This window comes from Ensifer sp. ENS08 (genome assembly GCF_014852195.1).
Taxonomy (GTDB): Bacteria; Pseudomonadota; Alphaproteobacteria; order Rhizobiales; family Rhizobiaceae; genus Ensifer; species Ensifer adhaerens.
In genome coordinates, this window is sequence record NZ_JACVBF010000002.1 from 638,665 (window position 1) to 654,302 (window position 15,638).

Below are 15,638 nucleotides of genomic sequence, written 5' to 3' on the forward strand. Positions count from 1 at the left end.
CGTGTCACAGGCGGAAATCGGCCTAATCGGTCTCGGTGTCATGGGCTCGAACCTGGCGCTCAACATCGCTGAAAAAGGCAACAAGATCGCGGTGTTCAACCGCACCGTCGAAGCGACGCACAAATTCTACGCGGAGGCCGGCGACCTCCAGGGCCAGATCGTGCCCTGCGAAACCATTGAAGAGTTTGTCGCCGCCATCCGCCCGCCGCGTCCGATCATCATCATGATCAAGGCCGGCGAGCCGGTCGACCAGCAGATGGAAATCCTGAAGCCGTATCTCGCCAAGGGCGACATCATGATCGATGCCGGCAACGCCAACTTCCGCGACACGATGCGCCGCTTCGAGGCGCTGAAGGATTCGGGTCTTACCTTCATCGGCATGGGTGTTTCCGGCGGTGAGGAAGGTGCGCGCCACGGCCCGTCGATCATGGTCGGCGGCAAGGAAGAGTCCTGGAAGCGCGTCGAGACCGTGCTGACCTCGATCGCCGCCAAGTATGACAACGTGCCTTGCGTCGCCTGGCTCGGCGAAAACGGCGCCGGCCACTTCGTCAAGACCATCCACAACGGCATCGAATATGCCGACATGCAGATGATCGCCGAAATCTACGGCATCCTGCGCGACGGCCTGAAGATGTCGGCGAGCGAGATTGGCGAAGTCTTCGGCACCTGGAACAAGGGCCGCCTCAATTCCTACCTGATCGAGATCACCGAGAAGGTGCTGAAGGCTGCCGATCCTTTGACCGGCAAGCCGATCGTCGACCTGATCCTCGACAAGGCCGGCCAGAAGGGCACCGGCAAGTGGTCGGTGATCGAGGCGCAGAACATGGGCGTGCCGGCAACCGGCATCGAGGCGGCGGTTGCAGCCCGCAGCATCTCCTCGATGAAGGACGAGCGCGAAGCCGCCGAAAAGATCCTCGGCCTTCCCCAAGTCGGCGAGTTCAAGGTTGCCGACAAGGCAGCCTTCATCAAGGATCTCGAAAGCGCGCTGCTTGCCGCCAAGATCGGCGCCTATGCGCAAGGCTTTGCCGTGATGTCGGCCGCGTCCAAGGAGTTCAACTGGAACCTGCCGATGCCGACGATCGCCAAGATCTGGCGCGCCGGCTGCATCATCCGCTCGCAGTTCCTGGACGAGATCACCACCGCCTTCACCAAGGCGCCTGACGCCGCCAACCTGATCGTGACGCCGGCCTTTGCCGCCATGGTGAAGGACACCGACGGGGCACTGCGCCGCGTCGTCTCGGCCGCCGTTCTCGGCGGCCTGCCGGTTCCGGCACTCGCTTCCGCACTCGGCTACTTCGACAGCTACCGCCGCGGCCGCGGCACGGCCAATGTCATCCAGGCGCAGCGCGACTTCTTCGGCGCCCATGGCTTTGACCGCGTCGACGGTGCCGACAGCCATCATGGCCCGTGGGGCAGCGGCCTCAACGCCTGACCGTTCGGGTAAACAGATCAATGCGGGGCGGCCTTCGGGTCGCCCCGTTTTCGTTTGGGTCTCGTTTTGCCTGGACGGGGTGCTAGCCTGTCATCGAGACGGGTACAGATCGTTCTGTGGTTCCCCCGCCGCCTGACGCGGTGGGATTGGAACAGGACTTGATCGGCAGGACGGCGAAAAGCGAGGCAATCATCAGCACAACGATGATCAGCACCAGCCTGTCGGTGAAGGCGGCGCGAAAGATTTGCAGCACGTAGTGTTTCGTCTTCATCGTGCCCACGCGCTTTCATCGCCATCTCATGCTGGATGGCTTGGCTGCACCGTGGACGTCATGCGTCCGTTCATGGGAATGTACGTCAGACGGAAAACGGCCGAAAGGGCCGATTGTTGCGGGCTGAGGCTTGTGCACCGCGTGACGCCAGTTGTCCCAAAGACCCCTGGCGGGCGCGGCTAGCGCCGAGAAGCGTGGCGGTCGTCGCGGGTTCGGCTGCGTTCGCCAGGGCGCTGCGAACCCCGCATCGTTTCGCGCTCATCCGTGCGACGCGGGAATGGCGTAACCGTGTTTGCCGGTGACGAGCGGCGGCGCCGTTGCCGCAGCCTACCCAGCCTCTTTGGCGGATCGACAAAGATCACCAGCAGAAAGCCGATGGCCATAAGCAGATAGGCCGGGACACCGGTCGTTGCGCTGCCGACGAAGGCGCAAAGCATGGCGAACGCAAGATAGATGCCGATGGTCAAGGGATTGGACAGGAAGGCCCACGCGCGGTCAGTCAGCCTGTCTTTCCATGCAATTCTCGATGTCATGCCGAACATCACCTGTCTGAAGTGATTGGCAGCTTTTTTGTTTGCTGCGATGGCGCCCCAGCCCGTGCAATATGTGACCGGTGCATGGCGCGGCAATGACACTCAGACCTTTGGCAGCAAGAGTCGGACCAAAGTCCCATCGATTTCACGGCGCGATAAGTTAGGATCGGTGGGCGTTGCCACGGCAGCGCCACAAGAACCTAGTTTTTTCAGTACCGATTTAGAGCAGGGTCGCGTTATGCGTTTGGGTTCTGCTTGCAGGTCCTCGGTCCCGCCGAGGAAGGCGGTGACTGCGAAATGCTGGGCGCCGGCGCGCGACGCCCAGCTTGCTTTGCTTCAGCTGCGAAGACCCGGCGCTTCTTGGCCGGTCCGCTCGACATATTCCGTGTAACCGCCGCCATACTGATGGATGCCCTCGGGCGTCAGCTCCAGCACACGGTTGGAAAGGGCTGCGAGGAAGTGGCGGTCGTGCGAAACGAACAGCATCGTGCCTTCGTAGTCCGCGAGCGCCTTGATCAGCATTTCCTTGGTGTCGAGGTCGAGGTGGTTGGTCGGTTCGTCGAGAACAAGCAGATTCGGCGGGTCGAAGAGCATGATCGCCATCACCAGGCGCGCCTTCTCGCCGCCGGAAAGCACCCGGCACTTCTTCTCGACATCGTCACCCGAAAAGCCGAAGCAGCCGGCAAGCGCGCGCAGCGGCGCCTGGCCGGCCTGCGGGAAGGTGTCTTCGAGCTGCTGCAGCACCGTGCGGTCGCCATCGAGCACGTCCATCGCATGCTGGGCGAAGTAGCCCATCTTGACGCTGGCGCCGAGCGCGACGTTGCCCTCGTCCGGCTCGGTGGAACCGGCGACGAGCTTCAACAGCGTCGACTTGCCGGCACCATTGATGCCCATGATGCACCAGCGCTCCCGGCGGCGCACCATGAAGTCGAGCCCTTCATAGATGCTGCGGCTGCCATATTTCTTGTGCACGCCCTTGATGTTGATGACGTCTTCGCCGGAGCGCGGCGCCGGGCGGAATTCGAAGTTGACCGTCTGGCGGCGCTTCGGCGGCTCGACCCGGTCGATCTTCTCGAGCTTCTTTACGCGGCTCTGGACCTGCGAGGCGTGCGAGGCGCGCGCCTTGAAGCGCTCGATGAACTTGATCTCCTTTGCGAGCATCGCCTGCTGGCGCTCGAACTGCGCCTGCTGCTGCTTCTCGTTCTGGGCGCGCTGCTGCTCGTAGAAGCCGTAGTCGCCCGAATACGCGTTGAGCTGGCCTGCGTCGATCTCGATGATCTTGGTGATGATGCGGTTCATGAACTCGCGGTCGTGCGAGGTCATCATCAGTGCGCCGTCGTAGTTCTTGAGGAAGTCTTCGAGCCAGATCAGGCTTTCGAGATCGAGATGGTTGCTCGGTTCGTCGAGCAGCATCACGTCGGGCCGCATCAGCAGGATACGGGCAAGCGCCACGCGCATCTTCCAGCCGCCCGAGAGCTTGCCGACGTCGCCGTCCATCATCTCCTGGGAAAAGCTCAGGCCCGCCAGCACTTCGCGGGCGCGGCCCTCGAGCGCGTAGCCGTCGAGTTCTTCGTAGCGCGCCTGCACCTCGCCGTAGCGCTCGATAATCGCGTCCATTTCATCGAGGCGATCCGGATCGACCATGGCGGCTTCGAGCTCGCGCAGCTCGGCGGCGACTTCGCTCACCGGTCCGGCGCCGTTCATCACTTCGGAAACAGCGCTGTTGCCGGACATCTCGCCGACGTCCTGGTTGAAGTAGCCGATGGTGACGCCCTTATCGACGGCGACCTGGCCTTCGTCCGGTATTTCCTCGCCGGTGATCATGCGAAAGAGCGAGGACTTGCCGGCGCCGTTCGGGCCGACGAGGCCGACCTTTTCACCGCGGTTAAGCGCGGCGGAGGCTTCGATGAAAAGGATGCGGTGGCTGAGCTGCTTGCTGATGTTTTCGATACGGATCATGTCTGCGGTAGCCTGAAGGGAGGAGCGGGGCGCAGTCGCGCCCAATTGTTGCCCCGGCCTGTCGCAGGTTTCTGCGTCACAAGCAAGACTTGAGGGCTGTTTTCAGCCGTTCCTAGGCGCGCAAGCCACGCGTGATCGGCGGCTGGAACTCGGGCTGGCTGAGGCTCTGCAGCGTTTCTGGCGGCTGGCCGTCGATGTGGCCGATGACTGCCTTGGCCAGTTCCCGACCGGCCACGCGGATGTCCTCGTACATGGTCATGACTTCCGGGCGCAGCCAGCGCAGGAAGTCGCTCGGTGACTTCGAGACCATGTCGCAGTCTTCGCCGAGCTTCTTCTTGGCCATTTCCAGGCCGGCAATCAAAGCGATCGCACCGGAGCCGCTGCCCGAAACGATGCCGTCGGGCGCGTCCGCCGAGCGCATCAGGGGCTCGAAGGCGTCGCGGATCTCGACCAGCGAATGGTCAATGTTGGTCTGGTGGAAGCCGACTGCATCCGCCTGGAAATCGCGAAGCCCACGCTCGAAACCGGCGCGCATGTGTGAATAGAAGGTGAGGTGCGGCGGCGGCTCGAGCAGCACCAGCTTCCGCCGGCCGCGCGCCACCAGTTTGCGTACCGCCTCGTAGGCGAAACGCTCGTTGTCGAAGTCGTGATAGGGGTGAACGATCCCCATTTCGGTGCGGCCGTGCGTGACGAAGGGCAGCCCGCGTTCGGTGAGCAGCGCCACGCGCGGATCGTGCGGCTCGGTGCGCGAAATGATCACGCCGTCTGCGGCACCCGTGTCGAGGATATAGCGGATCGGCGCCAGCGCGTCCTTGACGGCGCTATAGGGGGTGACGACCAGGTGGTAGGGCGTGCCGGCAAGGATCTCGGTGATGCCGACGACCATCGGGCTGGTGATGCCCATGATCTCTTCTTCCAGCGTCAATACGAGACTGATGACATTGGTCTTGCCGGTTCTCAGGCGCACGCCGGCGCGGTTCGGCTGGTAGCCGATCTGTTTGGCGACGAGCCGCACACGCTCCTTGGTTTCCGCACCGATATCGGGCGCATCCTTCAACGCCCGCGAAACCGTAGTGATGCCGAGCCCGGTCATGAAGGCGATCGTCTTCAGTGTCGGACGGGCTCCATCCGGCAGTGTCTGCGGCCTGTTTTTCGTCTTGTTGTCCATTGCCGTCACCCGCCCACTCTCTTGCCGCCCGCCGCCAGATTGCCCGTCCGGCAGCGAAACGCGTCGGTTCAGTTCCATCCGCCGCGCCGTCGCCCTGTCACGTCATCGCGTTATATACGAAAAGTCGGTGGCGGCTATGCTGCTTTGGATGGCTCAATTTGCTTCAAATCTGTAACGATACAGTTGCGATGTCGAGCGTTTTCGTTGCTGCGCTGCGAAAGATGGAGCGGACTGGTTGAATCGGAAGTTTTGGCGCATGCTTTTTGCACTTGCGAGATGGCGCCTCCGATGCCGGTGCGCCATTGTTGCGGAAAATATATGTATTTCAGCGCGATGTAAGGGATTCCTGCTGGCCGCGTGGGTGCCGCCATTGCGCGCAAAGCGCTTTGGAACGCGGCTGCCGTATGCACGCAATGGGTGTTTTTTAAAATTCTGTTTAAATCGATTGTGGTGGGTGTTGCGTCCTGTAATCGATTGCACTAAGTTTTTTACGGTAACGTTACAGTGAGGGAGGAGACTCATGAATTTACGTTCTTTCGCCGCCGTGCTTTCAGCCGCCGTGGCCCTGCCGCTCAGCGCAGCCAACGCTGTCGATCTTGAAGTGACCCATTGGTGGACCTCGGGCGGCGAAGCTGCCGCGGTCGCGGAACTCGCCAAGGCCTTCGATGCGACAGGCAATCGCTGGGTCGACGGCGCGATCGCCGGTTCTGGCGGTACCGCCCGTCCGATCATGATCAGCCGCATCACCGGTGGCGACCCGATGGGCGCCACGCAGTTCAACCATGGTCGCCAGGCCGAGGAACTGGTTCAGGCCGGGCTGATGCGTGATCTCACCGATGTCGCAACCCGCGAGAAGTGGAAGGACATCATCAAGCCGGCGAGCCTGCTCGATTCCTGCACGATCGACGGCAAGATCTATTGCGCCCCGGTCAACATCCACTCCTGGCAGTGGCTGTGGCTGTCGAATGCGGCCTTCAAGACGGCCGGCGTCGAGGTTCCGAAGAACTGGGATGAATTCGTGGCCGCGGCGCCCGCGCTCGAAAAGGCAGGCATCGTGCCGCTCGCCGTCGGCGGTCAGCCGTGGCAGGCAGCCGGCGCCTTCGACGTGCTGATGGTGGCGATCGCCGGCAAGGACACCTTCCAGAAGGTGTTCGGCGACAAGGACGAGGAAGTGGCAGCGGGTCCTGAGATCGCCAAGGTCTTCAAGGCTGCCGACGATGCCCGCCGCATGTCGAAGGGCTCCAACGTCCAGGACTGGAACCAGGCGACCAACATGGTCATCACCGGCAAGGCCGGCGGCCAGATCATGGGCGACTGGGCGCAAGGTGAATTCGCGCTTGCCGGTCAGAAGGCCGGAACCGACTACACCTGCCTGCCGGGCCTCGGCGTCAACGAGATCATCTCGACCGGTGGCGACGCCTTCTACTTCCCGCTTCTGAAGGACGAGGAAAAGTCGAAGGCGCAGGAAGCGCTGGCCTCGACGCTGCTCGATCCGAAGACGCAGGTCGCCTTCAACCTCAAGAAGGGTTCGCTGCCGGTGCGCGGCGACGTCGATCTGGCGGCTGCCAACGACTGCATGAAGAAGGGGCTGGACATTCTTGCCAAGGGCAACGTGATCCAGGGTACTGACCAGCTGCTTTCGGCCGACAGCCAGAAGCAGAAGGAAGACCTGTTCTCCGAATTCTTCGCCAACCCGTCGATCACGCCGGAAGACGCGCAGAAGCGCTTCGCCGACATCATCGCGAACGCGGAGTAACCGCAACTGCCTTGGCCGGCCTCTTTGAAAACGAGGCCGGTCAAAGCCTCCCATTCGGCAGGATGTGCCGGTCGTCCGCGCGTGATGCGTTTGCGGGCCCCATGGGAGTGGTTGTCGCCCTGATGTGGCAGAGCGCTACGCGCTGAGTGCGCGGGGCTGCCCATCGTCCGAAACCCAATGCAGTTCCGGAGGAACGAAACATGGCGGGTTACACACAAGGTTCGGGCCGACCGAACCAGTGGCTGCGGAACCTGAACGCGAAGATTGCCTCCGTCCCGATGATCTTGACGGCCGTGGTGATCTTCCTCGGCGGCACGATCTGGACGGTCGTCTATTCCTTCACCAATTCCAAGCTGTTGCCGCGGCTCTCATTCGTCGGCCTCGATCAGTACGAGCGCCTCTGGGCGGCGCCGCGTTGGCTGATTTCGGTGCAGAATCTGGCAATCTACGGCATCTTCTCGCTGATCTTCAGCCTGCTGATCGGCTTCGTGCTGGCCGCATTGATGGACCAGAAGATCCGCTTCGAAAATACCTTCCGCACCATCATGCTCTATCCCTTCGCCCTGTCCTTCATCGTGACGGGCCTGGTCTGGCAATGGCTGCTCAATCCGGAATTCGGCATCCAGTCGGTGGTGCGCTCGCTCGGCTGGGAAAGCTTCACCTTCGACCCGCTCTATAATGCCGACATCGTCATCTACGGCATCCTGATCGCAGCCCTCTGGCAGGGCACCGGGCTCGTCATGTGCCTGATGCTCGCAGGTCTTCGCGGCATCGACGAGGACATCTGGAAGGCCGCGCGCGTCGACGGCATACCCATGTGGAAGACCTACATCTTCGTCGTCATTCCGATGATGCGCGGCGTCTTCATCACCACGCTGGTGATCATCGCCAGCGGCATCGTCAAGGTTTACGACCTGGTGGTGGCGCAGACGAGCGGCGGTCCCGGCATCGCGTCGGAAGTGCCTGCAAAGTATGTCTACGACTACATGTTCCAGGCGCAGAACCTCGGTCAGGGCTTTGCCGCCTCGACGATGATGCTCATCACCGTCGCCATCATCATCGTGCCTTGGGCCTATCTGGAATTCGGGGGAGGGCGCAAGCGTGTCTGATATCGTTGCTTTCAATTCGGTGACTGAAGAGGCCGCACTGCAGGCGCAGACAAACCGGGTCGTCGCCGGCCCCCGCGGCGCCAAGCCCCGCCGGGCGTTGTCTGGCCGCAACATCATGATCTACGGCACGCTGATCGTCGTGGCGCTGTACTACCTGCTGCCGCTCTACGTGATGGTCATGACTTCGCTCAAGGGCATGCCGGAAATCCGGCTCGGCAACATCTTTGCCCCGCCGGTTGAAATCACCTTCGAGCCTTGGGCAAAGGCCTGGGCGAGCGCCTGCACGGGGCTCAACTGCGACGGCCTTTCGCGCGGCTTCTGGAACTCGGTGCGCATCACCGTTCCTTCGACGATCGTCTCGATCGCGATCGCCTCGGTCAACGGTTATGCGCTCGCCAACTGGCGCTTCAAGGGGGCGGAGCTGTTCTTCACCATCCTGATTGTCGGCGCCTTCATTCCCTATCAGGTGATGATCTATCCGATCGTCATCGTACTGCGGGAAATGGGCATCTACGGCACGCTCACCGGCCTCATCCTCGTGCACACCATCTTCGGCATGCCGATCCTGACGCTGCTCTTCCGCAACTATTTCGCCGGCCTGCCGGAGGAACTGTTCAAGGCCGCGCGCGTCGATGGCGCCGGCTTCTGGACGATCTATTTCAAGATCATGCTGCCGATGTCACTGCCGATCTTCGTCGTGGCGATGATCCTGCAGGTCACCGGCATCTGGAACGACTTCCTGTTCGGCGTCGTGTTCACCCGGCCGGAATACTACCCGATGACGGTTCAGCTCAACAACATCGTCAACTCGGTCCAGGGCGTGAAGGAATACAACGTCAACATGGCGGCGACGATCCTGACCGGGGCGGTTCCGCTCTTCGTCTACTTCGTCTCCGGACGGCTTTTTGTCCGCGGCATCGCCGCCGGCGCAGTGAAAGGGTAACAACATGCAAAACGTCAGCGTATCGGTCAAAGACCTGTCGTTGAGCTTCGGTGCCGTCACTGTGCTCGACACGCTCAACCTCGACATCAAGGACGGCGAGTTCCTGGTGCTGCTCGGCTCGTCCGGCTGCGGCAAGTCGACCCTGCTCAACTGCATCGCCGGTCTGCTCGATGTCAGCGACGGGCAGATCTTCATCAAGAACAAGAACGTCACCTGGGAGGAGCCCAAGGACCGCGGCATCGGCATGGTGTTCCAGTCCTACGCGCTCTATCCGCAGATGTCGGTGGAGAAGAACCTCTCCTTCGGCCTGCAGGTCGCCAAGGTGCCGAAGGAAGAGATCGACAAGCGCGTCAGCCGCGCCGCCGAGATCCTGCAGATCCAGCCGCTCTTGAAGCGCAAGCCTTCGGAACTCTCGGGCGGCCAGCGCCAGCGTGTGGCGATCGGCCGGGCGCTGGTGCGCGATGTCGACGTGTTCCTGTTCGACGAGCCGCTCTCCAACCTCGACGCCAAGCTGCGCTCGGAACTGCGCGTCGAGATCAAGCGGCTGCACCAGTCGCTGAAGAACACGATGATCTACGTCACCCATGACCAGATCGAGGCCTTGACGCTTGCCGACCGCATCGCGGTCATGAAGAGCGGCGTGATCCAGCAGCTTGCCGATCCGATGACGATCTACAACGCGCCGGAAAACCTGTTCGTCGCCGGCTTCATCGGTTCGCCGTCGATGAACTTCTTTCGCGGCGAACTGCAGCTGCGCGACCAGCGCGCCTACGTCCACGCCAACGGCGTCGATTTCGACGTGTCGGCCTATCCGTCGCGCGCGCCCTTCGTGCATGGCCAGAAGGTGGTGCTGGGCTTGAGGCCCGAGCATGTGCGCGTCGACGAAGCGGCAAGTGGCGCGCCGGCCTCGCACCGGGCGGTCGTCGATATCGAGGAGCCGATGGGCGCCGACAATCTGCTGTGGCTGAAGCTTGCCGGACAGTCGATGTCGGTTCGTATCGCCGGCCAGCGGCGCTATGCGCCGGGCACGGCGGTCACGCTCTCCTTCGACATGGGCGTCGCCTCGATCTTCGATGCGACAAGCGAGAACCGACTCTGAAATAAGGAGATGCCGGGCGGCCACTTCTGCCCGGCACCTCCCAGCAATGACTGTGCCGGCGTGGCCGGTCGATCTATGGAACCATGCGCATGCTCTCTGAGGATTTCACCCGCACCGCCATTCGTCTCGATCTCGCAGGGGATTGGCAACTTTCTTCCGTCGACAATAGCCATGCGCTGGCAATGGAGTTGCCGGGCGATGTGCATTCGGCGCTGCTGAAGGCCGGCGTGATCGACGACCCGTATGTGGGGCGCAACGAGAACGACGTGCAGTGGGTGGCGCACAAGGACTGGGTGATCGAGCGCACGGTCACGGTCGGTGCCGACGACATTGCCGGCTACTGGTATCTCGACCTTGAATACCTCGACACGGTTGCCTCGGTGTTCGTCAATGACAAGCTGGTGCTTGAAGCGGAGAATTGCTTCCGCCGCTATCGCCCGGATGTCTCGAAGATGCTGGTTGCAGGCGAGAACCGCATCCGCATCGTGTTGCATTCCTCGATTGCCGAAGGCGCGCGGCGGCAGGCGGAGCAGCCCTTCTACGTGCCCTATCACCCTGGCAATTCACCGATCGCCAACGGCAATATGCTGCGCAAACCCCAGTGCCATTTCGGCTGGGACTGGAACCTCGCGATCGCGCCGCTCGGCGTCTACGGAAAGATCGCCCTTTGCCGGCTGGAGATCGCCCGCATCGAGCATGTGACGAGCAAGCAGGTCTGGCTGGAGGATGGCAGCGTCGATCTGGTGGTGACGCTGACGCTCTTTGCCTATGGGCCGGGCATTGTGCCGGTGCACTTCTCGCTCGACGAGGACCGCGAACGGCTCGATTGCGCCGTCGGCAAGGGCGAGACCCGCATCACCCATGTCTTCACCGTAAGCGAGCCCAAGCGCTGGTGGCCGGCTGGAAGCGGCGAGCAGGACCTGTCGCGGCTGACCGTCGAGGTGCCGCAGGAGCAGGTGACGTGTCAGATCGGTTTCCGCACCGTCGAGCTTCTGACCGACAAGGACGAGGCCGGCAGCCGCTTCGCCTTCCGCGTCAACGGCCGCGAGATCTTCTGCAAGGGCGCCAACTGGATCCCGGCCGATGCGCTGGCGTCGCGGGTGACGCGCGAAGGCGTCGAGGACCTTTTGACCTCGGCTGTCGATGCCAACATGAACATGATCCGCGTCTGGGGCGGCGGCTTCTACGAGCCGGACTGGTTCTACGATCTGTGCGACCGGCTGGGCCTCATGGTCTGGCAGGACTTCATGTTCGCCTGCAACCTCTATCCCTCGACGCCGGATTTCCTGGAGAATGTCGCAGCCGAGGTGGACTACCAGGCCAAGCGCCTGTCGTCGCATCCGTCGATCGCGGTCTGGTGTGGCGACAACGAGCTCGTCGGCGCGCTCACCTGGTTCGAAGAGCCGCGCAAGGATCGCGACCGTTATCTCGTCTCCTATGACCGGCTGAACCGCACCATCGAGGTGGCGCTGAAGGCGGCGCTGCCCGAAGCGATCTGGTGGCCGTCGAGCCCGGCGTCGGGATATCTCGACTTCGGCGACGCCTGGCATGCCGATGGTTCCGGCGACATGCACTATTGGTCGGTCTGGCACGAAAACAAGTCCTTCGACAATTACCGCACCGTGCGGCCGCGCTTCTGCTCGGAGTTCGGCTTCCAGTCCTATACGTCGATGCCGGTCATCCGGCAGTTTGCGGCCGAGAAGGACCTCAATATCGCGTCGCCCGTGATCGAGAGCCACCAGAAGAATGTCGGCGGCAACGAGCGCATCGCCGGCACGATGTTCCGCTACTTCCGCTTCCCCAAGGATTTTCCGGCCTTCGTCTATCTCAGCCAGGTGCAGCAGGGGCTGGCGATCCGCACGGCCGTCGACTACTGGCGCTCGCTGAAGCCCCATTGCATGGGCACGCTCTACTGGCAGCTCAACGACACCTGGCCGGTCGCCTCCTGGTCGAGCCTCGACTATGGCGGCAGCTGGAAGGCGATGCACTACATGGTCCGTCGCTTCTTCCAGCCGGTCTCGGTCGCAGCGATCCCATCGGCAGATGGAAAGGAAATCGCCTTCTCGATGGTCAACGATACGGCAGAGCCGGTGACCGTCGAGCTGCAGACCTTCCTGGTTTCGCTCGATGGCCAGCGCACGCCGCTCGCGGCGGTCGCCGGTACCTGCAGCCCGGACCGGGCAGCAACGCTGGCGACGATCGCGGCTTTCGACATTCCGGAAGGCGACCTGCTGTTCTGGTCGTTCGAGGCATCGAACGGCATGCGCGGTGAGGGGCACCACGTCAACGGCACCTATAAGGCGCTCGACCTCAAGCCGTCCGGCCTGACACTCGATGTCGCGCCCGCAGGCGAAGGCGCCTTCGACGTCACGGTCAAGGCGAGCGGTTTGGCGCTGCATGTGATGATCGAGGCGGATGTCGCCGGGCGCTATTCCGACAACGCCTTCGACCTCTTGGCCGGCGAGACGAAGGTCATCCGTTTTACCCCGAAGGTGCCGTTTGACGCAGGTGCGCTGCCGCGCTTTTCCGCCTTCGATCTCGAATCCTGCCAGGGAAAGGGTTGACCGCCATGAAACGCAGCCACGTCAACGACATCATCGCCGAGAGCGATGCCTTCATGAAGAGCTTCGGCTTCACCCTGCCACCCTTTGCCTACTGGTCGCCGGAGCAACTGAAGGCGCGCGTCGCTTCCGACAGTCCGACGATCTTTGATGCCCGGCTCGGCTGGGACATTACCGACTATGGCAAGGGCCGCTTCGAGGAGTTCGGGCTGGTGCTCTTCACGCTGCGCAACGGCAATGCCGCCAATCTGAAGACCGGGCAGGGCATGGTTTACGCCGAGAAACTGATGATCACCGCCAAGGACCAGGTCAACCCGCTGCACCGTCACGCGGTCAAGACCGAGGACATCATCAACCGTGGCGGCGGTTCGCTGGTGCTGCAGATGTACAATTCCAAACCGGACGGCTCGGTTGACGAGGAGAGCGACGTCGTTGTGGCGACCGATGCACGGCTGCGCACGCTGAAAGCTGGCGACCTGCTGAAGCTCAAGGCCGGTGAAAGCATCACGCTTCTCCCTGGCAACTGGCACGCCTTCTGGGCCGAGGGCGCCGACGTGCTGATGGGCGAAGTATCGACCGTCAACGACGATCTCACCGACAACTATTTCCGCGAGCCGGTCGGTCGCTTCTCGGCGATCGAGGAGGACGCAGGCCCCGCCCACCTCTTGGTGTCGGACTACGATACCTGGCTCAGGTGATACCGAGACCCCAACAACCCCAAGATCCCACTATCCCAAGACCCCCAGGACGAAATCGAGGAGGATTTCATGAAGGACGTCAGTTTCCAGCTTTATAGCGCTCGCAATTTCCCGCCTTTCGCCAATGTGCTGAAAGCACTCGGCGACGCCGGCTACAGCCAGGTCGAAGGTTACGGCGCGCTTTACGCAGCGCTCAGCGACGCCGAGATCGCCAGCTTCAAGGAAGGTCTCGACGACAATGGTCTCGCCATGCCGACCGCGCACTTTGGCCTGGACATGCTCGAAAGCGATCCGGCCCGCGTGCTCGAAATCGCCAAGGCGCTCGGCATCAAGGCGATCTATTGCCCCTACCTGATGCCCGACCAGCGCCCGACCGATGCCGCCGGCTGGCGCGCCTTCGGCGAGCGGCTGCAGAAGGCCGGCAAGCCCTATCGTGATGCCGGGCTGATCTTCGGCTGGCACAACCACGACTTCGAGTTCGCGGCCCTTCCGGATGGCAATATTCCGCAGGACCTGATCTTTGCGGGCGGACCGGACCTCTCCTGGGAGGCCGATATCGCCTGGATCATCCGCGGCGGCGCCGATCCGATCGCCTGGATCAAGAAGTATGGCGACCGCATCACCGCCGTGCATGTGAAGGACATCGCGCCGACAGGCGAGAAGAAGGACGAGGACGGCTGGGCCGATGTCGGCGAGGGCACGGTCGACTGGAAAGGCCTGTTTGCGGCACTTTCCGGCACGAAGGCCCGCTACTTCATCGCCGAGCACGACAACCCGAGTGATTTCAAGCGCTTCGCCAAGCGTTCGCTCGCCTCCATCCAATCCTATTGAGAAGCAGGTTTATCCATGACCAAGGAACTTGGCGTCGGCATCATCGGATGCGGCAACATCTCCACCACCTACTTCAAGCTTGCCCCGCTTTTCCGGGGCATCAAGGTTGTCGCCTGCGCCGACATCAATCCGGCGGCAGCCGAGGCGCGGGCGGCCGAATACGGCGTTAAAGCTGAGAGCATCGAGGCGCTGCTCGCCAATCCCGATGTCGACATCGTCGTCAACCTGACCATTCCGGACGCGCACTATCCGGTCTCCAAGGCAATCCTCGAAGCCGGCAAACACGTCTATTCGGAAAAGCCGCTGGTGCTCTCCCTGGAGCAGGGCGAGGAGTTGAGGGCGATCGCCAAGGCGAAGGGCCTTTCCGTCGGCTGCGCGCCGGACACCTTCCTCGGCGGCGCGCATCAGCTTGCCCGTAGCTATGTTGACGCGGGCAAGATCGGCCGGGTGACCTCGGGCACCTGCCACGTCATGAGCCCGGGCATGGAGATGTGGCATCCGAACCCGGACTTCTTCTTCCTGCCCGGCGGCGGCCCGATCCTCGATCTCGGTCCCTACTACATCGCCAACCTGATCAACCTGATCGGCCCGGTGAAGCGCGTGGCGGCGCTCGCCACCATGGCCAACCCGACCCGCACGATCACCAGCGAACCGCGCAAGGGCGAGGTGATCCCGGTCAAGACGCCGACCAACATCCACGCGCTGCTCGAATTTGAGAACGGCGCGACGATCACGCTGTCGGCCAGCTGGGATGTCTGGTCGCACCGCCATGCCAACATGGAGCTTTACGGCACCGAAGGCTCGCTCTACGTGCCCGACCCGAACTTCTTCGGCGGCACGGTGGAAGCAAGCGGCCGCGACAAGAAAATCGAGCCGCTGGAGCCCTGGGATCATCCTTTCGGTGTTGCCAACCAGGAGCATCCGCAGGGGCCGATGGCGAATTACCGCACCGCCGGCCTTGCCGACATGGCGCTCGCCATCCTCGAAGGCCGCGATGCCCGCTGCTCGCTCGACCGCGCGCTGCACGGCGTCGACGTCATGGTGTCGATCCTGAAATCTGGCGAGGAGGGACGTTTCATCGAACTCTCCACCACCTGCACCCAGCCGGCCGCCCTCGGCATCGAGGAAGCTCGGGCGCTCTTGCGCGAGACCGAAGAAGAAATGTCGGGAAATCGCGTCGCTGCCGCTTCATAGCGACACCGGAGAGGTTTAGACCTTTGTGAACTGAGGTTTCCGTGGCGGCCAACCGCTACGGAAACCGTTTCATTTTTGCGGGTG

The 15,638-nt window shown here is 62.6% G+C and carries 13 protein-coding genes; 9 read left to right on the top strand and 4 right to left on the bottom strand.

Annotated elements, in window-relative coordinates:
• Window position 1 precedes the first annotated feature (1 nt).
• Window positions 2–1,432 carry an NADP-dependent phosphogluconate dehydrogenase gene (gene gndA / locus IB272_RS08775; protein ID WP_060584920.1) on the top strand — a complete coding sequence of 477 codons (1,431 nt, stop codon included), beginning with the start codon at window positions 2–4 and terminating at the stop codon, window positions 1,430–1,432.
• An 82-nt stretch (window positions 1,433–1,514) separates the two neighbouring features.
• Here gndA and IB272_RS08780 read toward each other — a convergent pair whose 3' ends face one another.
• The 4 genes from IB272_RS08780 to IB272_RS08795 form a co-directional block, all read right to left on the bottom strand.
• Complete coding sequence (locus IB272_RS08780; RefSeq protein WP_112770915.1) at window positions 1,515–1,712, bottom strand: hypothetical protein; 198 nt, start codon at window positions 1,710–1,712, stop codon at window positions 1,515–1,517.
• Window positions 1,713–1,882: 170 nt separating this feature from the next.
• A complete protein-coding gene (locus IB272_RS08785; protein ID WP_162733017.1) occupies window positions 1,883–2,338 on the bottom strand; it encodes a hypothetical protein in 456 nt (151 codons plus the stop codon).
• A 234-nt stretch (window positions 2,339–2,572) separates the two neighbouring features.
• Window positions 2,573–4,195, bottom strand: coding sequence for an ABC-F family ATP-binding cassette domain-containing protein (locus IB272_RS08790; RefSeq protein WP_060584925.1), 1,623 nt, complete (start codon window positions 4,193–4,195; stop codon window positions 2,573–2,575).
• Window positions 4,196–4,307: 112 nt separating this feature from the next.
• Window positions 4,308–5,363, bottom strand: a complete 1,056-nt coding sequence (locus IB272_RS08795; protein WP_060520634.1) for a LacI family transcriptional regulator — start codon at window positions 5,361–5,363, stop codon at window positions 4,308–4,310.
• Between the two features lie 520 nt (window positions 5,364–5,883).
• On the opposite strand from IB272_RS08795, the gene IB272_RS08800 reads away from it, so the two are divergent.
• The 8 genes from IB272_RS08800 (at window position 5,884) to IB272_RS08835 (ending at window position 15,554) form a co-directional block, all read left to right on the top strand.
• Window positions 5,884–7,119, top strand: coding sequence for an ABC transporter substrate-binding protein (locus IB272_RS08800; protein ID WP_113135749.1), 1,236 nt, complete (start codon window positions 5,884–5,886; stop codon window positions 7,117–7,119).
• A gap of 200 nt (window positions 7,120–7,319) precedes the next feature.
• On the top strand, window positions 7,320–8,228 hold the full coding sequence (locus IB272_RS08805) for a sugar ABC transporter permease (protein WP_034788417.1): 909 nt from the start codon (window positions 7,320–7,322) through the stop codon (window positions 8,226–8,228).
• Between the two features lies 1 nt (window position 8,229).
• Entirely contained in the window at window positions 8,230–9,171 is a 942-nt protein-coding gene (locus IB272_RS08810; protein WP_089044240.1) for a carbohydrate ABC transporter permease, read from the top strand.
• A 4-nt stretch (window positions 9,172–9,175) separates the two neighbouring features.
• Window positions 9,176–10,270, top strand: coding sequence for an ABC transporter ATP-binding protein (locus IB272_RS08815; protein WP_034788421.1), 1,095 nt, complete (start codon window positions 9,176–9,178; stop codon window positions 10,268–10,270).
• An 83-nt stretch (window positions 10,271–10,353) separates the two neighbouring features.
• Window positions 10,354–12,834, top strand: coding sequence for a glycoside hydrolase family 2 protein (locus tag IB272_RS08820; RefSeq protein WP_192444317.1), 2,481 nt, complete (start codon window positions 10,354–10,356; stop codon window positions 12,832–12,834).
• A gap of 5 nt (window positions 12,835–12,839) precedes the next feature.
• Entirely contained in the window at window positions 12,840–13,529 is a 690-nt protein-coding gene (locus tag IB272_RS08825) for a D-lyxose/D-mannose family sugar isomerase (RefSeq protein WP_060584934.1), read from the top strand.
• A gap of 69 nt (window positions 13,530–13,598) precedes the next feature.
• Window positions 13,599–14,360: a sugar phosphate isomerase/epimerase gene (locus IB272_RS08830; protein ID WP_060584935.1), complete on the top strand. Its 762-nt coding sequence runs from the start codon at window positions 13,599–13,601 to the stop codon at window positions 14,358–14,360.
• Between the two features lie 15 nt (window positions 14,361–14,375).
• On the top strand, window positions 14,376–15,554 hold the full coding sequence (locus IB272_RS08835; RefSeq protein WP_060584938.1) for a Gfo/Idh/MocA family oxidoreductase: 1,179 nt from the start codon (window positions 14,376–14,378) through the stop codon (window positions 15,552–15,554).
• Window positions 15,555–15,638: the final 84 nt, after the last annotated feature.